Here is a 21,957-nt window from a genome sequence, read left to right on the forward strand (position 1 = left end):
ATGCTGGCCGCCGGCGCCGGTGGGTCAGGTGCGCGTGATCGAGACGCCGCCATCCACCAGCGACGCCGTGCCGGTGACGAAAGCCGAATCGTCCGAAGCCAGGTACAGCACCGAGCGCGCCAGTTCTTCCGGCGTGGCCACGCGCTTGAGCGCATGCAGGTTGGTGATGAACGCCTGTGATTCCGCGGTGTCGTTCATGGTGCGATACATGTCCGTGTCCACGGCGCCCGGCAGGATCGCATTGACGCGGATGCCCTGCGGCCCATACTCGGCCGCAAGCGCCTGCGTCAGGCCGATCAGGCCGGACTTGCTTGCCGCATACGCGGCCACGCCGGGAAAGGCGACGGTGTAGCCAACGAAGGTCGATGTGAAGATCACCGAACCGCCGCCGTCCTTCAGCATCTGTGCAAGCTGGTGCTTGGCGCCGAGGAATGCGCCGGTGAGATTGATGGCAAGGGTGTCGTTCCAGCCCTCCGCCGAAACCCCGGTGCTGGGCCCGCCCTCGCCGAGCGTGCCGGCGTTGTTGAAGGCGATATCCAGGCGGCCATAGCGCTCGACCGCCAGCGCCACCAGCGCGCTGGCGTAGTCCTCGCGCCGCACATCGCCGGCGAGCGCCACCGCGTCGCCGCCGGCGTCACGGATCTGCGCCACCAGGCTGTCCAGTTCGGACTGGCGGCGCGCACCGACTACCACCCTGGCGCCCTCGGCGGCAAACAGCAAGGCCGTGGCGCGGCCAATGCCGGCACTGGCGCCGGTAATGATGGCAACTTTTCCTGACAAACGTCCCATGATCGATCTCCGGTCTGGCGCGCGGGGCAACTTGCTGGTCCCCGGCGCCGGTTTTGCGGGTAGGGCAGCAGGAACCGTCCCGCTGCCTCGTGAAACCAGTATCGGCACCGCGCGCGGTTCGCACTAGACTGAAGACCGCGGAACAACTTTCCGGATATGCCGAACAATGTTCAAGCTAGAGGGTGTCGCCAGCTTTGTCGCCGTGGTGGAGGCAGGCTCCATCAGCGAGGCCGCGAGGCGGCTCAACTTGTCCAAGTCCGTTGTCAGCGAACGCCTGGCCGAGCTTGAAAAGGCGATGGGTGCCAACCTGCTGCGCCGGACCACGCGGCGGCTGTCGCTGACCGAGGACGGCGCCGCCTTTCTGGAGCGGGCCACGCGCATCCTGCATGAAGTGGAGGCGGCGGCAACCGATGTTGCCGAGCGGCGCGGCACCCTGGCGGGGTCGTTGCGGATTTCCGCGCCGGTCACATTTGGCCGGATGCACCTGGGGCCTGCCATCTATCCGTTCCTGGCCCGGCATCCGGAACTGGAGCTGAGCCTGGACCTGGACGACCGCCGCGTGGACGCGGCCACCGACAGCTATGACGCCGTGGTGCGGCACGGCCCGCTGGAGAGCTCGCGCCTGGTGGCATGGGAGCTTGCCCCCAGCCACCGCCTCCTGGTCGCATCCCCGGATTACCTGGCGCAGATGGGCACGCCGGCAACGCTGGCGGAGCTGCAGCAGCACCGTGGCATCTTCTACGCCAACCGCGGCGCGGCTGACTGGCGCCTGCACGGCCCCGACGGCACCGAAATCGCCCGTGCCGCCGTTGCGCTGCGCGTCAACAACGGCGACATGATGCGCGATGCCGCCATCGCGGGGGTCGGTATCGCGTTGTTGCCGACCTTTATTGCCGGCGATGCCATCCGGCAGGGGGCGCTGGCCGTGATCGAGGTCGGCCTGCGGGCCGAGCCGGAATCCATCTATATCGCCCACCCGGAAGGCCGGCGGGTGTCGGCGCGGCTGCGCGCGTTTGCGGAGTGCGTGCGCACGGCCATCGGCAGTCCGCCGTACTGGGACGCATGGGCGCAGGCACGCGGGGAGGGCGCGGGAACCTGATGCCGGCTGCTGGCCGGATTCCACGATCGCCATGTGGCAGCCCTGCAAGCCTGGAGGATTGCCGCCCGCGCCGCGCGGCCTGTATTCTAGTGCTGTGCCCGGCGCCCCGTTTCCGCAAGGAGGCAGGGCGCCATGCACTTCACATCGAGCCGGCCATACAGGAACCCCATGCAGGAACCCGAACTGGATGAAATCAATATCCGGATCCTCGAGGCGTTGCAGCGCGACGCCAGCCTGACCAACGTCGAGCTGGCCGCGCGCGTCAACCTCTCGCCGTCGCCCTGCCTGGCGCGCGTGCGCGCGCTGGAGCAGCGCGGGATCATCCGGCAGCGCGTGACGCTGCTCGATCCGCAGAAGCTTGGCCTCAACGTCAACGTCTTTATCCACGTGTCGCTGGAGCGGCAGGCGCGCGAGGGGCTGGATGCCTTCGAACGCGCCGTGCGCGCGCTGCCCAACGTGATGGAGTGCTACTTGATGACGGGCGACGCCGACTACCTGATCCGCGCCGTGGTGGCCGACGTCCAGGCCGTGGAGCGGCTGATCGTCGACGAGATCACGCGCATCCCCGGCGTCGCCAACATCCGCAGCAGCTTCGCACTCAAGCAAGTGATGTACGACACAGCCTTGCCGCTGCGCAATCCTCGCTAGCCTGGCGTTCGGTGTGGGATATGCCGCAGCCTCGGCATTTTCGAGTGGTTTTTATGGTGAGCGGCAGTGGATTGTGCTGCCACCTGCCGGATAGGCAGTCAACTTCAGCACCTCATGCGGGAGGGCACTCCATAGAATGGGACAAAACCCATTGGAGACTTCCCCATGACCGACCTTGCCTCCCCACACGCCCGCCTGCTCGCCCAGGCCACGCCCGGCGGTGACGACGATCCGCAGGAGACGCGCGAATGGCTGGACGCGCTGGAGGCAGTGGTGGCGCAATGCGGGCAGGAGCGCGCGCGCTTCCTGCTCGGCCGGCTGCTCGATGCCGCCCCCGCGCTGGGTGTGTCGACCACGGCGCAGAGCAACACGCCTTACCTGAACACCATCCCGGTCGAGCGCCAGCCGCCTTATCCGGGGGATCTGGCGATGGAAGAGCGCATCACCGGCATCGTGCGCTGGAATGCCCTTGCCATGGTGGTGCGCGCCAACCAGGCCTACGGTGAGCTGGGCGGGCATATCTCCAGCTATGCCTCGGCGGCGGACCTGTTCGAGGTCGGCTTCAACCACTTCTTCCAGGGCGCCGATGCCGGCAACGGCGGCGATCTGGTCTACTTCCAGCCGCACTCGGCCCCGGGCGTGTACGCGCGCGCCTTCCTGGAAGGGCGCCTGTCCGAAGCCCAGCTCGACAACTTCCGCCGCGAGGCGGGCGGGCAGGGCCTGTGCTCGTACCCGCACCCCTGGCTGATGCCGGACTTCTGGCAATTCCCGACCGGCTCGATGGGGCTGGGCCCGATCCAGTCGGTCTACCAGGCGCGCTTCATGCGATACCTGGAGCACCGGGGGCTGCAGGCCACTTCGGGCCGGCACGTGTGGGGCGTGTTCGGCGACGGCGAGATGGACGAGCCCGAATCGATCGCCGCACTGCCGCTGGCAGCGCGCGAGAAGCTCGACAACCTGACCTTTGTCATCAACTGCAACCTGCAGCGCCTGGACGGTCCGGTGCGCGGCAACGGCCAGATCGTGCAGGAGCTGGAAGCGCTGTTCCGCGGCGCGGGCTGGAACGTGATCAAGGTGCTGTGGGGCAGCGCCTGGGACCCGATCTTCGCGCGCGATCACTCCGGCGCGTTGCTGCGCGCCTTCGCCTCGACCATGGACGGCCAGTTCCAGACCTACAAGGCCAAGGACGGCCACTACGGGCGCGAGCATTTCTTCGGCCAGAACGAAGCGCTGAAGGCGCTGGTCGCGCATATGACGCCGGATGAGGTGGCGGCGCTGAACCGCGGCGGGCACGACCTGCGCAAGCTCCATGCGGCCTTTGCCGCGGCACGCGCGCACAAGGGCCAGCCCACGGTGATCCTGGCCAAGACCATCAAGGGCTATGGCATGGGCAATGCCGGCCAGGCGCAGAACACCACGCACCAGCAGAAGAAGCTCGACATCGAGGCGCTGAAGGCATTCCGCAGCCGCTTCGGCCTGGAGCTGTCCGACGAGGACCTGGAATCGATGCGCTTCTACCGCCCGGCCGAGGACAGCGCTGAACTGCGCTACCTGCGCGAACGCCGCCAGGCGCTGGGCGGCTACCTGCCGGCGCGCCAGCGCCAGGCCGACGCCGTGGCGGTGCCACCGCTGGCGCAATACGGCCAGTTCGCGGTGGCGGCCGGCCAGAAGGAAATGTCGACCACCATGGCGATGGTGCGCATGCTGACCGGCCTGCTCAAGGACAAGACGCTCGGCCCGCGCGTGGTGCCCATCGTCGCCGACGAGGCGCGCACCTTCGGCATGGCCAGCCTGTTCCGCCAGGTCGGGATCTATTCATCGCAGGGCCAGCTGTACGAGCCCGAGGACGCCGGCTCGATGCTGTATTACCGCGAGGACATCCGCGGCCAGATCCTGGAAGAGGGCATCACCGAGGCCGGTGCGATGTCGTCGTGGATTGCCGCGGGCACCGCCTACAGCAACCATGGCACGGCCATGCTGCCGCTCTATATCTACTACTCGATGTTCGGCTTCCAGCGCATCGGCGACCTGATCTGGGCCGCCGGCGACCAGCGTGCGCGCGGCTTCCTGGTGGGCGCGACGGCCGGCCGCACCACGCTGTCGGGCGAAGGGCTGCAGCACCAGGACGGCACCAGCCACATCATTGCCGCCACCATCCCCAACTGCCGCGCCTATGACCCGGCCTATGCCTATGAACTGGCGGTGATCGTCGACGCGGGCATGCGCGCGATGATGGAGCGCCAGGAGGACGTGTTCTATTACCTGACCGTGATGAACGAGAACTACGCCCAGCCGTCGATGCCGGCGGGCGTGGAGCGCGACATCGTGCGCGGCATGTACCGGCTTGCGCAGGTGGAAGGCGGCGGGCGCGCCAGGGTGCGGCTGCTCGGCAGCGGCACCATCCTGCGCGAGGTGGAAGCCGCGGCGCGGATGCTGGCCGAGGACTGGCAGGTCGACAGCGAGGTGTTCAGCGTCACCAGCTTCTCCGAGCTGGAGCGCGAGGCGCGCGAGACCGTGCGCCAGCGCCTGCATCATCCGCAGGACAGCATCGCCCCCAGCCATGTGGAAGCGCTGCTGGCCGGCGACGCCCCGGTGGTGGCGGCCACCGACTACGTGCGCGCCTACCCGCAACTGATTGCGCCCTATGTGCCGGCTCCCTTCACGGTGCTGGGCACCGACGGCTATGGCCGCAGTGACAACCGGCCGTCGCTGCGCCGCTTCTTCGAGGTCGATCGCGCCTATGTCTGCGTGGCGGCGCTGCGCGCGCTCGCGGTGCAGGGCGCGGTGCCGGCCTCGGTGGTGGCCGAGGCGATCACGCGCTACGGCATCGACACGGAAAAGCCTGCGCCGTCCGCGCTCTGATATCGCCCGCTTCGCCCTGCAGGCCCGGCGGGGCGATTCGGTGCGGGACTCCACATGCTCCGGCTGCGGCTGTTAAGCTTTGCCCTTCTGCAGCCGCTCCAGTTGCGCGCCCATGCCACCACGGGCGCGCACCGCCATGGTCCGGCGCCGCCCCCCAGCATGATCGCCAAGCGCCGGATATGAAACGGATTCCTGTTGCCCGCATCGCCACCATCGTCATGGCCTGCAGCCTCTTCGCAGCCAATGCCAGTGCCGCCGACAGTGTCGGCCAGCGCCAGATAGAACGCGCTGTCAACGATGCCATCCGCCCCCTGATGGCGGCGCACGGCGTCCCCGGCATGGCCGTTGCCGTCACGGCCGGCGGCAAGCGCTATGTTTTCAACTACGGCGTCGCGGCGAAGGAAGGCGGGCGCAAGGTCGACGGCGACACGCTCTTCGAGATCGGCTCGGTCAGCAAGACCTTCACCGCGACGCTCGCATCCTACGGCCAGGCCCGCGGCACCCTGTCCCTGGCCGACCCTGCCGGTAAATACCTGCCGGCGCTTGCGGGAAGCAGCCTGGGCGCGACCAGCCTGCTCGATCTTGGCACCTATGCCGCCGGCGGCCTGCCGCTGCAGTTTCCGGATGCGGTCACCGATACCAGGACGATGGTCGATTATTTCCGGGGCTGGCGCCCCAGATATGCCGCCGGCACCCATCGCCAGTATTCGAATCCCAGCATCGGCTTGTTCGGCTACCTGGCTGCCAGCAGCATGGGCCAGCCCTTCGATGACCTGATGGAGAAGACGCTGTTCCCGGCGCTCGGCCTGGCCCACACCTACATCAGGGTGCCGAAAGCGCGCATGGGCGACTACGCCTATGGCTATTCGAAAGACGGCAAGCCGGTGCGCGTGACGCCCGGCGTGCTCGATGCCGAAGCCTACGGCGTGAAGACCACCGCGGCCGACATGATCCGCTTTGTCGAAGCCAACATCGACAGCGCCGGCCTGGACGACAAGCTGCGGCGTGCCATTGCCGGGACGCACACCGGATACTTCAAGGTCGGCGACATGGTGCAGGGGCTGGGCTGGGAAATGTATGCCTGGCCCACCCGGGTCGACAGCGTGTTGGCCGGCAGTTCACCGCAGGTCGTGTTCGAGGCGAACCAGGTGAAGCGGCTGGAGCCGCCGTTGTCATCGCCCGCCGATGTGCTGGTCAACAAGACCGGCTCCACCAATGGCTTTGGCGCCTACGTGGTCTTTGTGCCGGCGAAGCGGATTGGCATCGTGATGCTGGCGAACAAGAATTTCCCGGTGCCGGAGCGGGTGAAGGCAGCGTTTCGGATACTGGCGGTACTGGATGGTGTGCCGGGAGGGGCGGATACACGGTAAGGGGAGGGTGGGGCTGCGTCACGCATCGCAGGCCTGTCCAGCGGCTGGTCCGCAAAAAATCCGGCTTTCCATGGAATAGTCCACGCCTCCCATGTGTATACGCAGGTAACCCCCGGCCGCCGGCTAACGCCAGGCCCGGAAGAAAGGAGACCCTGCAATGCAACGGAGAACCCCAAGCAATGGCGTCTGCACTGCGGCACGCATTATGCCGGCGCTGTTCCTATGGGCTGCAAGCTTTGCCGCGCCAGCCCAGGAAGCCCACCACCATCACCAAACCACCGCGGGGCAGGCACCGCCGCCCTTTGTCGCCAGCACCGCAAAGCCATTCTCCGGCCTGATGGGTGACGCCATGGCCGTGATGGATCACGGCATGGCGCAGGCAGCCATGAACGGCATCCCCGACCACGACTTTGTCACCATGATGATCCCGCACCACCAGGGCGCGATCGACATGGCCAAGGCGCTGCTGCTGTATGGCAAGGACCCGGAGCTGCGCAATCTTGCCCAGGCCATCATCACCGAGCAGCAAAACGAGATCCGCCTCATGCAAGCCTGGCTCCAGCGCAGCCAGGCCAGGGCGCCTGCCGCCAATCCTCGCTAACCGGCGGACCTGCACCACCCGAATCAGGACCGAACCATGAAAAGACATGCCCTTATCCTTGCCATGGCCGCGCCTCTGGCAATCGCCGCGCCGCAGCCACAGGATCGCGTTTACACCGCCGACCAGAACAGCAACACCGTTTCAGTGATCAATCCGGCGAGCAACACCCTGCTTGGGCAGATCCGCCTTGGCAACGCGCGGCCGGACGTGCTGTCTCCGCTTTACAAGGGCGAGCTCAATGTCCACGGCCTTGGCTTCTCGCCCGACCATCGGACCCTGATCGCGATCTCGAACGGATCGAATTCCGTCGCGTTCATCGATACGGCAACCAACAAGGTCAAGGGCATTGCCTATATCGGGCGCTCGCCGCATGAGGGCTTCTTTACCGCGGATGGAAAAGAGGTGTGGGTAGTCGTGCGCGGCGAGGACTATATCTCCGTCATCGATCCGGTGACGTTCCGCGAGACCCGCCGCATCCAGACCACGGCAGGGCCGGGCATGGTGCTGTTCCATCCTGCCGGCAAGCTCGCCTTCGTGGTGTCCAGCTTCAACCCCGTGGTGGATGTCATCGATGTCAGGGCACACAAGGTGGTCAAGCGGCTCAGTGTCACCAGCCCGTTCTCACCGTTCCTGCAGTTCACGCCGGACTTCCGCGAGGTGTGGATGACGCACAAGGACGTGGGCAAGGTCACCCGCATCGACACCGAAAAACTGGAAGTGAAGGGCGTCTTCGACTCCGGCTTCATCACCAATCACCTTGCCTTTGCCAGGACCGCGCGTGGCACGTTCGCCTATGTGACAGTGGGCGGCGAAAACGTGGTCAAGGTATTCACCACCGAGGCCGAACCGCGGCTGGTCGCGACCATTCCGGTCGGCGCGCTGCCGCACGGCATCTGGGCTGCCGATGACGGTTCACGCATCTATGTCGGCCTGGAAAACGGCGACGCCGTCGACGTGATCGACACCGCAACCAACCAGGTCACGACCCGCGTGCCGGTTGGCCAGGCCCCGCAGGCGCTGGTCTATGTCTCCAACGCCGTGCCAGGCGGCGACGGGACCGCCAACCTTGTGCAGAGAGCGAACAGCGATCCGGTCAACATCGCCCTTAAGCCGGTCCGTGGCGATGCCAAGGGCTTTGTGGTCGCGCGCAATCTCGGTGTTGTCGACGCGCTGGAAGTATCCCTGTTCAAGCTGAAGCCGCAAACCACCTACAGCGTCTATGTCGCAGGACAGGCCGCGCCCGTGGCAAGCTTCCGCACCAATGCGGCCGGCATGGCCAACGGCACCGCCATTGGCCCGCTGCGCGAAGTCGTGACGACGCTCTCGCCAAAGAGCGCCGCCCCGGCCAAGCTGATCGTCATGGAGGGCGACGCGGCGGCGGATCCGGCTACGGCGGTGTTGGTGAGCGCGCCGTGAGCTGAGCCTGGCGACCTGGGTAAGCGGATGCCCGGCTAGAGCGCCAGCATCCATCCGCCCAGCGCCGTGCCGGCCACCACCAGCACGGGGGATACACGGCCGTAGACGAGCAGGCCGAAGGCCGCCAGTGCCAGGCCGAAATCCGCCTTCGAGTGAATCGCGCTGGTCCATACCGGGTCGTACAGCGCGGCGGCCAGTACGCCAACGACGGCTGCATTGATGCCACCCATCGCGCTCTGCACCCCATCGCGCTGGCGCAGGCTTTCCCAGAACGGCAAGGTGCCGGCCACCAGCAGAAACGCCGGCGCAAAGATCGCGAGAAGCAGTACCAGCGCGCCCACCCATCCACCCAGTGGCGCGGGCGAGAGCGCCCCGAGGTACGCGGCAAAGGTGAACAGGGGGCCCGGAACGGCTTGTGCCGCGCCGTAGCCCGCCAGGAATGCATCATTGCCGACCCAGCCAGGGGGCACCACGCCAGCCTGCAGCAGCGGCAGTACGACATGGCCACCCCCGAAAACCAGCGCTCCGGCCTGGTAGAAGACCGACACCGCCGACATCGTCATCGAACCAGTCATTGCGGCAAGGGCCGGGAGCAGCACCAGCAGCACGCCGAACAGCGCGAGCAGCAAAGCGCCGACCCGGCGACTCACACCGTAGTTGAGATGCTGGGCAGGAGGCAGATGGTTCAACTGCAAGGTCCAGCGCGCAACCAGGCCACCCAGCACAATGGCAGCAACCTGGCCCACCGCACTTGGCACCGCGAGAACCAGAAGCGCGGCCACGACCGCGATGCCGGCGCGCAGCCGGTCCGGACACAGCGACCTGGCCATGCCCCATACCGCCTGTGCGACAACCGCCACGGCCGCCACCTTCAGGCCGTGGACTGCCCCGGAATCCGCAACGCCGGACCAGCGCGCAACGCCAAAGGCAAACAGGACAAGTGCAATCGCAGAGGGCAGGGTAAAGCCCACCCAGGCGGCCAGCGCGCCAAGCCAGCCCGCCCGCTGCAGCCCCAGCGCCATGCCAACCTGGCTGCTGGCTGGCCCCGGCAGGAATTGACACAGCGCGACCAGGTCCGAGTAGCTCTTGTCATCGAGCCAGCGGCGGCGCTCCACGAATTCGGCGCGGAAGTAACCGAGGTGCGCGATCGGGCCGCCGAACGAAGTCAGGCCAAGTTTCAGGAACGCCCGAAGGACCTCTGGAGCCGTGCCACGTGTGGTTGCGTCAGCGGCGCGGTTTGTGTCCTGGGCGGGGTTGGGGGGCATCGGCGATTTTCTCGGTTAAGGCTTCGTCGACCGGTTCCGCGAGCCGTGGGCGCAAAGCCCCCAGCGCCTGACGGCCCTTGTCCGTGGCGACGTAATACGGCTGGAGACTACCTTAGGGGTGGCGTGCTGTCGATCGCACATCTTGCCTGCTGATGTGACCGCCTTCTACGTCACTCGCGCCCTGAAACCCCGCGCCTCCCAATGGCGGTTCCCTGGCTGGGCTCAAGGCCGTACAGGTTACCTGGGTCAACTCGGACATTTTCGACTCGGACATTTGAATCGGGCTGACCATAGATACAACTTTGCAGCTACAGATTCGTTTCGCATAATAAGTGTTATGTTAAATGTACCAACAGATGGTGACGGCCTTAGCACCAAGCGTGAACCTATGTACAAGACTCTCACCCAGAATGCTGAAACGCGCCTTCCCGATGCGTACGGCACCGGACTGACTTGAGAATCCGTCACAACTATCCTCTGGGTAGGTAACACAAGCGGCGTACGGCGACGTCAAGGCGGATATCAAGAGGCTGAGCAACAGAATCAGGAGACACCCATGCTGGAGACGATGCTGGATCAGTTCCCTCCGCTGGAACAGGAAGCTTTCCGCGAGACCTGTCTGCGTAACGGGGTCGCACCCGACGGATTTACCGTGACAGCCGTTGAAGACGCTGCAGGCGCCGCGCCGGCACGCAGGCGCACCGTCTCGGTAGGCTTCGGGAGGGAAATCCGCCAATACAACGGAAACTTGGGGGCGCAATGGACTGTCGATTTCGAGGACGACCTGAGATCGCGTGTGTTCGGCTGAGCTTTGCCTCTCTGCATCGCCGTTGCGCCCGGTACGTCAGCGGACCGACTACTTACGCCTGTGGGGACAACATTTTCGACACAGGCAATCAGGTCGGCAAGTAGCGCCAGCGGCGCGGCGCTATCGGGCCGCGCAATGCTTCATACCTCGAGCACTGGCGCGAAAGAAGCGCCGCGGCCAGATCAACCCCAATCACACAGGCCCATCATGGACTTCATTACCAGCGCCGGCCCGCTAATCTCGTTGATCGCCGGCATCCTTATTCTTGTCATTCCGCGGCTGCTTAACTATATCGTCGCCATTTACCTCATCGTCATCGGCCTGCTCGGACTGTTTGGCGGGCACCTGCGCTGAGCGAAGCCGGGGAACGGCAGCCATAAGGCGGAAGGCTATGCGTGCATCTAGAGGCGGGCACTAAAGCAAAAGCCCCGCGCGGATGGATCCGGCGGGGCTTGGGCGAATGTGGTTGCGGGGGCAGGACTTGAACCTGCGACCTTCGGGTTATGAGCCCGACGAGCTGCCGACTGCTCCACCCCGCGGGGCGAAATATACGCGGGTTGGCAGCACTTGGATACCCCTTCCCCCAAAAAAACTGTGCAGAATGCCGGGCAGCCGTCTCGGGCCGGCCGCTTTTGGCATTGGCTCCCGGAAGCTCGCTCTTGCTGGAATCTCGCTACAAGGGAGATCTACCTTTGCCAAGGCGTGTCCTGGCGCGTTGCCACGGCCGCGGTCCAGGTTGCAGGACCGATACCGCTGCCCCCTGCCCTCCGGCGTTCTGCGTTCAGAATCCAACATTCTCCCGCCCCTTGAGCTTCAGCAAGGTACGCGCCTCCTCCGGCGTGGCAACCTCCAGCGAAAGCGCTTCAATCACACTGCGCACGCGCAGGACCTGCGCGGCATTGCTGTCGGCCAGTTTCCCGGGGCCGTCCCACAGCGAGTCCTCCAGCCCGACGCGTACGTTGCCACCCATCGCCGCGGAAATCGCCGCCAGCGGCATCTGGCTGCGGCCGGCGCCCAGCACCGACCAGACGTAGTCCTTGCCGAACAGCCGGTCCGCCGTGCGGCGCATATGCATCAAGTCCTCCACATGCGCGCCGATGCCGCCGCGCAGCCCGAATACGGACTGGATCAGCAGCGGCGGCTTCAGCAGCGCGCGATCGAGAAAATGGGCGGCCGTGTACAGGTGCCCGATGTCGTAGCATTCGGTCTCGAAGCGCGTCTGGTTCTCGCTGCAGGACTGAAGGATGTAGGCGATATCCTTGAAGGTGTTCCTGAAGATGCCGTCATAGCTTTGCGCAAGATGAGGCCGTTCCCAGTCGTGTCGGAATTCCTTGAAGCGGTCCAGCAATTCGTACAGTCCGAAGTTCATCGAGCCCATATTGAGCGAGGCGACTTCGGGGCGCAATTGCAGTGCGGGCTGCAGCCGCTCCTGCACGCTCATCGACGGCGCACCGCCGGTTGTCAGGTTGATGACCACGTCCGATGCCGCCTTGATGGCTGGCGCGAACTGGCGGAACAGCGCCGGGTCCTGCGACGGGCGCCCGTCCGCGGGATTCCGCGCGTGCAGGTGGACGATGGCGGCACCGGCCCGCGCGGCGTCGATCGCGCTCGCCGCGATGTCATAGGGCGTAACCGGCAGGTGGGGTGACATGGACGGGGTGTGGATCGAACCGGTGATGGCGCAGGTGATGATGACTTTGTTCATGGTGTTTCTGCTTTCGGTGATGGCATCGCACGGATGCCGTTGTCGCTACCGGCTGGCATCGCCGTCCCACTCCTTGCGTGCCCGGTCCCGTCTGGCAAAGCCCGCCTGCGCCTGCCGTTCGCGCACGTGGCCGTAGCCGCGCACGCTGGCCGGCCAGCCAAGCAAGGCCAGCAAGCGTTCGGTCGGCCACTGCGCCGCGGCTTGGCCGAGCAGGTCAAGGTCTGCCTCATAGGCCGCCAGCACGCGGCGATTGAGCTGTGCTTCGGCGCCCCGCGCGAACGGATCGAGCCGGCTGCCGCGCAGGAAGCGCGCACCGGCCAGCAGGCGGAACGCGGGCCGGATCCACGCTCCGACGGCGGTCTTGCCGATCTTCCCGGTCACCTTGTCCAGCTTGCCGAAGGGACCGCCCGCGAGATGGAAGCTGACCTTGAAGTCGCCGTCGAAACCGTCGCGCAGGGACTGCATGAACGCCGGGCGTGAATACAGGCGCGCCACTTCATACTCGTCCTTGACCGCCAGCACGCGGTAGTACTGCGTTGCCACCTGCCGCAGCAGCGCCTGCGCATCGCTGCGGCCCGCCAGCACCCGGCGCAGTGCCTCGATCCGAGTGCGGTAGCGTGTGGCCAGTGCCGCGTTCTGGTAGTCGGCGAGGCGCCGGGCCCGGTCGTCGATCAGTTCGCCCAGCGGACCGTCAGCCTTCTTCGGGAACTGGACCACCTGCGCCGGCGCCAGCAGGCGCCGCACTGCGGCGTGGTCGTGCGCCAGCCATCGGCCCAGCGCGAATGCCTTGTGGTTGGTGCCGGTCGCCACGCCGTTGAGTTCGATGGCTTTCTCCATCGCCGCGCGCCGCACCGGGATCACGCCCTTCTGCCAGGCATAGCCGAGTAGCAGCATGTTCGAGAGGATGGCGTCGCCAAGGAGCTGCTGTGCGAGCGCCGCCACATCGACGAACTCGGCGCGCACTCCCAGCGCCCCGCTCAACCGCTGCCTCAGGCCTGCCTCATCCGCCGACCAGTCCGGCTGGCTGGTGAAGTCGCTGGTGGGCACGATCCCAGTGTTGACGAAGGCGCGCGCCTGTCCCGGCCGCAGTCGGGACAGCGCGTCCGCGCCCGCGGCGACGATCAGGTCGCATCCCAGCAGGACATCGGCCTCCGCATTGCCGATGCGCGCTGCGTGCAGCAGTTCCGCGCGCGGCGCAATGCGGATGTGGGAGCCGACCGCACCATACTTCTGCGAGAGCCCGGTGACGTCGAGCGAGCTGCCGGCCTTGCCGTCCAGGTGCGCGGCCATGGTCAGCACGGCGCCAATGGTGACGACACCGGTGCCGCCGATGCCCGCCACCAGGATTGCCGTCGGCGCGAAATCGCCCGGGATCTCAACGTCGGGCAGCGCGGGAATCGTCAGCTCGCCGTCCTTGCCGCCCTGTGGCCGGCGCGGCCTGGCGCCATCGAGCGTGACAAAGCTGGGGCAGAAGCCGCGCACGCACGACAGGTCCTTGTTGCACGAAGACTGGTTGATCTGCCGCTTGCGGCCCAGCGGCGTCTCCAGCGGTTCGATCGCGAGGCATCCGGACTGTTCGCCGCAATTGCCGCAGCCCTCGCAGACTTCCGGGTCGATATAGGTACGGACCTGCGGGTCGGGCAGCTTGCCGCGCTTGCGCAGGCGCCGCGCCTCGGTGGCACACGCCTGGTCGTAGACCAGCACCGACAGCCCGGCATGTTCGCGCAGCCCGCGCTGTACGGTCTCCAGCTGCGCGCGGTCGTACACCGGCACGCCCAGCGCCGCGCGCCTTGGCCCGTCGTAGGTGGTCACGTCATCGGTGACCACCACGATCTTGCCGATCCCTTCCGCCCGCAGCTGGGCCACTGCCTTGTCCACGCTCAAGTCGCCGTCCACGGGCTGGCCGCCAGTCATGGAGACAAAGCCGTTGAAGAGCAGCTTGTAGGTCATGCGCAGATTGGCCGCCTGCGCCTGGCGGATAGCCAGGTAGCCGGAATGGAAGTAGGTGCCGTCGCCCATATTGGCAAAGACGTGGGGTTCGCGCGTGAACGGCGCCTGCCCCATCCACATCACCCCCTCTCCACCCATATGCGAAGCCGTGTGGGTCTTGGCCGGGTCGTTCAGCATGGCAATCGTATGGCAGCCGATGCCGGCCAGCGCCCGGCTGCCGTCCGGCAGCCGGGTCGACGTGTTGTGCGGACAGCCCGCGCAAAAGCTGGGGCGGCGCAGCGGCGCGCCCTGCCCCGCCTCGCACGGGACCGGGGCATTCGCGTCCGGCGCGGGCGGCAGGCCCAACAGCTCGCGGATCGCTTCGGCGACCTGGAGCACCGTCAACTCGTTGCAGATCGGCAGCACCGGCGTGCCGCGCGACGCCGACCATTCGGTCGCGCCGTCGAACTTGCCACGCACCACCGGTGGCCGCGCGAGGCGCGCATCGAACAGGATGGACTTCAGTTGTGACTCAAGCAGCGGCCGCTTCTCCTCGATCACCAGGATGGTATCGAGACCTTGCGCAAAGGCGCGCACGATCTCGTCGTCGAGCGGCCACACCATGCCGATCTTGAGGATGCGCAGCGCGGCGCCGTGCGGGCCGTCGGCATCGATCCCCAGCCGCTGCAAGGCCTGCATGGTGTCGGCATACGACTTGCCAGCGGTGACAATGCCCACCGTCGCTGCCGGTGCGGCCCATGTCAGGCGGTTGAGCCCAGCCGCCCTGGCAAACTGCACGGCCGCCGGCAGCTTGTGCGCGTACAGGCGCTCCTCCGCGGCCGGCGCCATCTCGAAGGCGCGGATATGCAAAGGCCCGTTGGCGGTGGGCAAGTCGCCGACCGGTGCCTGCCGGCCCACGTCGACCTCGGCGGCGGACTCCACCACATCGGTCACCAGCTTCATCCCCACCCAGCAGCCGCTGTGGCGCGACATCTCGATGCCGCGCAGGCCGAAGTCGATGATGTCCTGGACGTTGGCCGGATACAGCACCGGGATACCTGCCGCGATCAGCGAAAAATCCGACTGGTGCGCGGTGGTGGAGGACTTGGCGCTATGGTCGTCGCCCGCCAGCACCAGTACGCCGCCGGCGGCGCTGGTGCCGGCGAGGTTGCCGTGCTTGAACGGGTCGCCGCTGCGGTCCACACCCGGTCCCTTGCCGTACCAGATGCCGAACACGCCGTCCACGGTTGCCCCTGGGAAGGTGCCGACATACTGCGTGCCCCAGACCGCGGTGGCGGCCAGGTCCTCGTTCACGCCGGGCTGGAAACGGATGTTGGCCGCCTGCAGCAGCGGCGCGATCCGCCACAGCTCCATATCGAGCCGGCCCAGCGGCGAGCCGCGGTATCCGGAGATAAAGCCACCGGTATTCCTACCCAGGGCACCATCGATACGGCGCTGGTCCAGCGCGATACGCACGATGGCCTGGTTCCCCGTGAGAAAGACCTTGCCGGCCAGCTGCTCGAAGCGGTCGTCCAGCCGTGGCGACTGCAACGCCGATGGCTCCGTGCGTGCGTTCATGCCTGAGCGCCCGTGATGACGCGGTTACCGCTGTGGTACAGAGAAAGACAAGCCTGCATCGAATGTACTCCGTGATGAATGAACCGATAGGTCAGATAGGTGCCGAAGACAGTCAGAAGCGTTGCGTGTACTGCACGCCGATGCTCTGCTGCCGCGTGGCCAGGGACTCCTGGCCCGCCACGGTGGGACTGCCTGCAAGCTGCGTGGCAACGGCCGATGCCAGGGTCGAACTGCCGGCGGTGGTGTGCCCCGGAGACAAGGAGTAGAAGACCGACCACTTGCTGTTGGGCCCGGTCGCGTAGCCAAGCCCGATGGTGTAGTGCCGGCGGAAGGTGGCGGGCGCGGTGACGTTGTTCGCCGTGTCCGCGTCCGCATAGGCCGCGCTGTTGAACGACACGCCGCCCGAGACATTGAGGGCCGGCGTCACCTGGTAGCGCACGCCGACCTTGAACACGTTCATGTCCTTCCAGCCATTGCCCGGCCCGCCACTGCTGCCGCGCAAGGCGGTGCCATCAAAGGATGGGTTGCCCAGGCCGGAGGTGCCCGAGTAGTTGATGCGCTGGTAGTCGAAGAGAAAGGAAAGATCCTGCGTGGGTGACCACTGCAAGCCCAGCAACATGTTCTCAGGGATATCCAGCCGGCCCTGGTCCGCCAGCAGACCCTCATACTCCTTGAGCCGTCCCATCCGGATACGGGGCGAGTAGGCGGCACCGAAAGCCAGCGCGTCGCTGGCGCGCCAGTACGCTCCCACGCGCACGCCCACGCCGAACGAGGACGCACTGCCCTGGTTGGTCAGGTGGTCTGGTGCCGCCGACTGCGGCGCCAGTGCCTGCAGGCCCTCGGCGCTGAACAACTGGCCGGTCAGCAGCACCGAGAAGCCGACGGAGACGCTCGGGGAGACCCGCGCCGACACCGTCGGCGCGATCGTCAGCTGCTGGATCGTGGTGCTGGCCCTGCCGCTGCCGCACAGCAGGTTGCCGCGATAGGTGGTGCCGGCGCCCGCCGGCGGCGGCGCCAGGCAGCTCGTGGTGCCATCCGGGAAGTAGGTGCCTGCGCCATTGCTGTAGCCGACGATGCCGAGCGACAAGTCGGGCGTGACCATCTTGCTCACCGCGATGTCGGCAAGCGGCACCCAGCGGCTTGCGCTGGCCGTGTACGTGTCGAGCACCCCGCTCAGCGGCGGCGGCAATCCCGCGGCGCGGCTCATGCTGGTGCGGCCGTTGGTTGCGATCAGGTTGCCCTCGAAGCTGTTGCCAGCCCACACCGTGGTGGCTGGGTTGCTGGCACCGCCGAACGCGTCGCGGGTCGACGCCGCGGCCGCACCTGCCACGCCACGCGCTTCGGCACCGTAGCCGATCTGGAAGTAGCCGTTGTCGGCGAGGCCAAGCACTGGACGCACGGCTAGCGCGGATAGGACCATCCACTGTTTCGGGTTCACTGCTGTCTCCGATGTCATTGTTATTGGCGCGGGAAGCTCTGGGGCCGCCTCGCGTGGGGGCTGAGGTACGGCTAATGGCCGGTGATCGAGTTGGTCAGGACGCCCAGCCCGGCGATCTCCACATCAACGCGGTCGCCGTCCTCCAGGAAGCGCCATTGCTCGATGCCGGCGCAGTTCGGCACGCAGCCGGTGGCGAGCAGCTCGCCGCCGTGCAGCGTCTCGTTGGACGACGCGTAGCTGACGATGCGGTCGATGCGATGGGTCATCCCCGCAGTGCTGCCCTGCCCGCGCACTTCACCGTTGACGCGCACGGTGACATCGAGCGCGTGTGGATCGGCGATCTCGTCGGCGGTGACGATCCAGGCGCCGAGGCTATTGCTGCCGTCGAAGTCCTTGCCCTTGGCCGGGCCGGCACTCGGGCGGGCGCGCATTTCTTTCATCAGCTGCGCGCGTTCGGAGAAATCGTTGAAGATCACGTAGCCGAAGATGTGCGACATCGCCGCCGAGCGGTCGATGTTCTTGCCGGGGCGGCCAATCACGACAGCAAGTTCGGCCTCGTAGTCGAGCTTGCTGCCGGGATCGGGCCGGGCCACCTTGCTGCCGTGGCCGGACAGATTGAGACGCGCCCCTTTGTAGTACATCGGCGTTTCGTAGAAGGCCTTCGGCACCCTGCCCGCACCCAGCGCCCGCATCAGCAGGCCTGTGGCCGGGCTGACGCCATGGGCCATGACCTGCCCGTAGGCATTGCGCAGATGCTGCTCGTAGACGCTGAAGCAACGGATCTGTGGCGGACGGTAAGGGAGCTGGAGCTGAATCGAGCGCAGCGCGTACACCTGGTGCGCGCCGTCCCGGGTGCGGTCTTCCAGCAACGCCCGCAAGGCCGGCAGCGTGTCATGCTGATGCTCGATGAGCGCCAGCAGGCAGGCAAAGCGCGCGTCACCCGCGAAGGTCGCGGTCACATCGAGTAGCCGGCCGTCGGCCAGGCCCAGCCCGACATGGCCCTTCACCTGAGCGGCGGAAAATGTGCACAATCTCACCGGCTCTCCCCTTTCAGCGCAGGGTCAGGAACTGGCGGCTGGTCACCGCGCCGGGCTGCTTCAGGCTGGCTTCCGGCGCGCCAGCCTTGTAGCGTTCGAGCAGATGCTCCGGATCGAACTCGACTCCGACCGCGTTCTCCGCGAAGGCCCCCGAGCGCAGCCACACTTCCAGCGCCTCCGGCGTCTCGAAGTTGTCCACCTGCAGTTCCGCCTGGATGCCGTCGGGGTCGCGGTAGTACAGCGAGGTCGTCGGTCCGTGGTTGATGCACCATACCGGGCGAACGTCATGGCCCTTGAGCCGCTCATAGGTGTGGAGCAGGTCGCCCAGCGAGCTGTAGGTGAAGGCCACGTGGTCCAGGCCCGTGCTCTCGCGCCGGCGGGGCGAGAAGTTCGCGGCATTGATCAGCGCCAGGCGGTGATGCTCCTCGTCAAACGACAGGAAGCAGAGCAAGGCATTGCGATACATCACGCGGGCGCCCAGCACGATGCTCCACCAGTGGATCGTTTCGTCAAACCGGCGCGTGGCCAGCACGATATGCGCGAGCTTTTGCGGCGGGCGTGCGTCCGGGTCTGGGCAGGGGATAGGGAACTGGTCCATGCTGTCGCTCATTGCATCTCCTTGATAGGGTGTGCCGCGCTCGTGGCGCGGGTCGTGCTGGATTGGGAAACCATGCGCGCCATCACCGCCTGCAGCGCCGCGCCGGGATCGGCGCACTGGCGGCGGCTGCGCCAGGCCACGATGCCGTCGCCGCGCAGCAGCAGCGCGCCGGACACATCGATCTGCAAGGCTTCGGCAAACGCCGGCGCACCGATGCGGAACTGCGCATCGTCGCCGGTGCCGACCTGCGGACACGCCACGTCGATGCCCCAGGCGTCGCGCAGTTGCGCTAGCGCTGCCTGCCAGCGCACGCGCTCCTGCTCGTGGACCAGCAGCGTCATAGGCGCACGCCGGGCGAGGTCGCGCGTCGACAGCGATGCGCCATCTGTCTCACTCCACAGATGGGGAACCAGCGCGCCGGGGCTGGTCTCCGGCCAGTAGTCGGTGCCCGCGTGAGGCGATTTCGCTTGCGGATGGGGCTCGCGGCAGAGGAAGCCCGTCGCATGCGCATAGCCAAGATCGGTGCCCAGCGTCACGAACACTTCCCGCTGCCGGTCGATCGCCCTGCGCACGCGGGCGCGGATATCGGCCCCTGCCTGGCCAGGGTCGACGAGCCGGCCCAGCGGCTTCAGGCCGGCGCCGGTCGCGGCCCGGAACAGCTTGCGCGCGGCAGGCCTGGGCAGCAGCCGGACCCAGCGGGACCGGGACAGCGCGGACAAGGTCTGGAAACCGTCCGGATCCACGCCGGTGGCGCGCAACACCTGGTCGGCCAGGTCGCTCAGTTGCTGCGTACGGCTGGCATGCGCCTGGGCGCTCGCCGCTCTCTCGTCGGCATAGCTGGACAACAGCGCCTGAGCAAGGTCGTCGGGCACAAAGCTGCCCAGCAGGATCTGCAGCCGCCACGCCAGGCTCGCCGCGTCCTCGATGCCGTGGTTCATGCCGAAGCCGCCGATGGCGGAGAAGCCCGCTGCGGCGTCGCCAAGCAGCAGCACGCGCCTGACCCGGGTCACTTCCGCACGGCGCAGCGCCATGGTCCAGGGGCGGACGGACTGCACCCTGACCTCAACGCTGTCGTCGCCGATCGCGGCCTGCACCAGCGACAGCGCCTGCGCGGCCGGCATCCCGCCGGCGGGCTCGAGCGCAGGCAGCACCGCGGTCGTCAGCACCCAGTCCTGTTCATCGGCGGTGTGGGCGGTAAGCGTGCCCACCACCCTGGGATTGAAGATCCAGTACAAGGGGCTTGGCCGCGCTACGGTCAGCTTGCCCAACTGCGCGCGGAAATGGATTTGCGCCACCGCCTGCAGCGGCGTCTGGACAGATGGCACGCCCAGCAGGCGCCGCACCGTGCTCTGCGCGCCATCGGCGCCGGCCACGAAACGCGCGCTGCGCCGCACGCTGAGGCCGCTGCGAAGTTCGCGCAGCGTCAAGGTGCAGGCATGCTGGTCCTGCGACAGCGACTCCAGTTCGTATCCGGGCAGGAACTCGATCAGCGCGTCGCGTGCCACGCGCTCCCGCAGAATCGGGTCGGTCACGTTCTGGGACAAGTGCAATGGGCGGCAAGGGCCGCTACCCAGCAGGCTGGCGGTATGCGCGGGGTCATTCCCGAGCGGCACGCAGCGGCCCAGGTCGGCCCCCGCCAGCGACGTGCACCAGGTGATGTAGCGCAGCTTGAGCGGCGGCGAACTGATCTCGCGCAGCTGCTCGGCAAGTTCGACATCGATGGCGCGGATCACCTCCATCGCGCGGGCGGACCAGACGTGTCCGCGCGGATGCGTATCCGCATCGCCCTGACGCTCGACCAGCACGCTGCGGATGCCGCGGCTGGCCAGGAGCAAGGCCAGCACGGAGCCGGCCGTGCCCGCGCCGATGATCGCCACGGGAATCGGGACCGGAACGGAATGCCCATCCTGGCGCGGCGGCGCGGCTTCGGAATCGTGTGTCACTGGTGAACCTTCGCAAGTGTGTTGAAAGGTGGCCGCGTTGCGGCGAGGGGCGACGGCACGGGAGCCTGAAGCACCCGGCAGAGGGCAGCGAGCACGTCCTCCGCCTGCACATCGGTGGCCGATGCTTGGCGCCAGGCAATATGGCCATCCGGACGCACCAGGATGACGCCGTCCGGCAGGCCCCGGTTCCATAGGGACAGTTGCTGCTTGTCGGCGCAATGGATGACTGCGCCAATGTCCACGCCGTGTACCGGCAGGGCGCCAAGCCGCTGGCTCGCACCCGCGGCAAGCCCGGCGCATGCCTTGCCATGCCGCCCGAAGCCCGCGAGCAGGAAGTGCCCGTTGCCAACCAGGTCATGCGAAGTGGCGGACGCGCCGGAAGCGTCCTGCAGCCGGAAGTGCGGCAGGCGCGCGCCCGGGGTGAACGACTGCGCCACCTCCAGTACGGAACTTGTCGCCATTGAAGGCCCCGAGGGCATCGCCTCACTGCCGCAGACAGCCGCGCTCCGGTACACGTAGCCCAGGTCAAGCCCGAGCGTGTTGAAATGCTCCATCTGCGCTTCAGCAGCCTGTTGCACGTTGCGCTGGATGGCCGCGAACCGCGGCGTTGCCGCCAGTTGCACGCGCCGGGTGCGCGCGTCGACAGGCGCCACCAGCATCCGCTTGACGGCGGACCGCAGCGCAGCGGGCAGCGCGCGGGCCGGTGCGCTGGCGCGCAATCGCGCCAGCGTCGGCAACTTGTCGTCATCGAGGCCCAAGGCAGCGGTGACCTCCCGCATCTTCCAGTGGTTTGCCACGCTGACGCCGCAGTTCCTCTCGGCCACCGGCTTGCGCTCGTCACCATAGGTATCGAGCAGCCCCGGACCCGCCC

The 21,957-nt window shown here is 67.1% G+C and carries 17 protein-coding genes and 1 tRNA gene; 8 read left to right on the top strand and 10 right to left on the bottom strand.

Annotated features, from left to right (window positions below):
- Nucleotides 1-24 precede the first annotated feature (24 nt).
- Nucleotides 25-789 carry an SDR family oxidoreductase gene (locus AC3WON_RS22060; RefSeq protein ID WP_492317089.1) on the bottom strand — a complete coding sequence of 255 codons (765 nt, stop codon included), beginning with the start codon at nucleotides 787-789 and terminating at the stop codon, nucleotides 25-27.
- Nucleotides 790-955: 166 nt separating this feature from the next.
- Between AC3WON_RS22060 and AC3WON_RS22065 the strand changes: the two genes are divergently transcribed.
- From AC3WON_RS22065 to AC3WON_RS22090, 6 genes are all read left to right on the top strand, one after another.
- Complete coding sequence (locus AC3WON_RS22065; RefSeq protein WP_492317088.1) at nucleotides 956-1,888, top strand: LysR family transcriptional regulator; 933 nt, start codon at nucleotides 956-958, stop codon at nucleotides 1,886-1,888.
- Nucleotides 1,889-2,056: 168 nt separating this feature from the next.
- A complete protein-coding gene (locus tag AC3WON_RS22070) occupies nucleotides 2,057-2,536 on the top strand; it encodes an Lrp/AsnC family transcriptional regulator (RefSeq protein WP_010809356.1) in 480 nt (159 codons plus the stop codon).
- A 165-nt stretch (nucleotides 2,537-2,701) separates the two neighbouring features.
- A complete protein-coding gene (gene mdeB, locus AC3WON_RS22075) occupies nucleotides 2,702-5,398 on the top strand; it encodes an alpha-ketoglutarate dehydrogenase (protein ID WP_492352763.1) in 2,697 nt (898 codons plus the stop codon).
- A gap of 179 nt (nucleotides 5,399-5,577) precedes the next feature.
- Nucleotides 5,578-6,768: a class C beta-lactamase gene (gene ampC / locus AC3WON_RS22080; RefSeq protein ID WP_492317086.1), complete on the top strand. Its 1,191-nt coding sequence runs from the start codon at nucleotides 5,578-5,580 to the stop codon at nucleotides 6,766-6,768.
- 157 nt (nucleotides 6,769-6,925) lie between these two features.
- Nucleotides 6,926-7,369 carry a CopM family metallochaperone gene (copM, locus tag AC3WON_RS22085; protein ID WP_492317085.1) on the top strand — a complete coding sequence of 148 codons (444 nt, stop codon included), beginning with the start codon at nucleotides 6,926-6,928 and terminating at the stop codon, nucleotides 7,367-7,369.
- 36 nt (nucleotides 7,370-7,405) lie between these two features.
- Entirely contained in the window at nucleotides 7,406-8,785 is a 1,380-nt protein-coding gene (locus AC3WON_RS22090; RefSeq protein WP_492317084.1) for a YncE family protein, read from the top strand.
- A gap of 35 nt (nucleotides 8,786-8,820) precedes the next feature.
- On the opposite strand, the gene chrA is transcribed toward AC3WON_RS22090, so the two are convergent.
- Complete coding sequence (gene chrA, locus AC3WON_RS22095; protein ID WP_492352764.1) at nucleotides 8,821-10,050, bottom strand: chromate efflux transporter; 1,230 nt, start codon at nucleotides 10,048-10,050, stop codon at nucleotides 8,821-8,823.
- Nucleotides 10,051-10,606: 556 nt separating this feature from the next.
- On the opposite strand from chrA, the gene AC3WON_RS22100 reads away from it, so the two are divergent.
- Together AC3WON_RS22100 and AC3WON_RS22105 are read left to right on the top strand one after the other, a co-directional pair.
- The gene (locus AC3WON_RS22100) at nucleotides 10,607-10,858 is read left to right on the top strand and encodes a hypothetical protein (protein WP_492317082.1); all 252 of its coding nucleotides are present in this window, start codon (nucleotides 10,607-10,609) and stop codon (nucleotides 10,856-10,858) included.
- Nucleotides 10,859-11,065: 207 nt separating this feature from the next.
- A complete protein-coding gene (locus AC3WON_RS22105; RefSeq protein ID WP_010809333.1) occupies nucleotides 11,066-11,212 on the top strand; it encodes a DUF3096 domain-containing protein in 147 nt (48 codons plus the stop codon).
- 109 nt (nucleotides 11,213-11,321) lie between these two features.
- On the opposite strand, the gene AC3WON_RS22110 is transcribed toward AC3WON_RS22105, so the two are convergent.
- The 8 genes from AC3WON_RS22110 to AC3WON_RS22145 all read right to left on the bottom strand — a co-directional run.
- Nucleotides 11,322-11,397: transfer RNA gene (locus AC3WON_RS22110), tRNA-Met, on the bottom strand.
- A 242-nt stretch (nucleotides 11,398-11,639) separates the two neighbouring features.
- Nucleotides 11,640-12,563, bottom strand: a complete 924-nt coding sequence (kce, locus tag AC3WON_RS22115) for a 3,5-dioxohexanoate:acetyl-CoA acetone transferase (RefSeq protein WP_492317081.1) — start codon at nucleotides 12,561-12,563, stop codon at nucleotides 11,640-11,642.
- Nucleotides 12,564-12,608: 45 nt separating this feature from the next.
- Nucleotides 12,609-16,070, bottom strand: coding sequence for an indolepyruvate ferredoxin oxidoreductase family protein (locus AC3WON_RS22120; RefSeq protein WP_492352765.1), 3,462 nt, complete (start codon nucleotides 16,068-16,070; stop codon nucleotides 12,609-12,611).
- 112 nt (nucleotides 16,071-16,182) lie between these two features.
- On the bottom strand, nucleotides 16,183-17,508 hold the full coding sequence (locus AC3WON_RS22125; protein ID WP_492352766.1) for an OmpP1/FadL family transporter: 1,326 nt from the start codon (nucleotides 17,506-17,508) through the stop codon (nucleotides 16,183-16,185).
- Nucleotides 17,509-17,579: 71 nt separating this feature from the next.
- Nucleotides 17,580-18,545 (bottom strand): fumarylacetoacetate hydrolase family protein, encoded by a 966-nt coding sequence (locus AC3WON_RS22130; RefSeq protein ID WP_492317078.1) that lies wholly within the window; start codon nucleotides 18,543-18,545, stop codon nucleotides 17,580-17,582.
- Between the two features lie 13 nt (nucleotides 18,546-18,558).
- Nucleotides 18,559-19,155: a VOC family protein gene (locus tag AC3WON_RS22135; RefSeq protein WP_492317077.1), complete on the bottom strand. Its 597-nt coding sequence runs from the start codon at nucleotides 19,153-19,155 to the stop codon at nucleotides 18,559-18,561.
- The gene (locus tag AC3WON_RS22140; protein WP_492352767.1) at nucleotides 19,152-21,086 is read right to left on the bottom strand and encodes an FAD-dependent monooxygenase; all 1,935 of its coding nucleotides are present in this window, start codon (nucleotides 21,084-21,086) and stop codon (nucleotides 19,152-19,154) included. Before AC3WON_RS22140 ends, AC3WON_RS22135 begins: the two co-directional genes overlap by 4 nt.
- On the bottom strand, nucleotides 21,083-21,957 hold an 875-nt coding region (locus AC3WON_RS22145), incomplete at its 5' end, for an aromatic-ring hydroxylase C-terminal domain-containing protein (RefSeq protein ID WP_492352768.1). The genes AC3WON_RS22140 and AC3WON_RS22145, both read right to left, overlap by 4 nt.

The organism is Cupriavidus sp. FW305-46, from assembly GCF_058787075.1.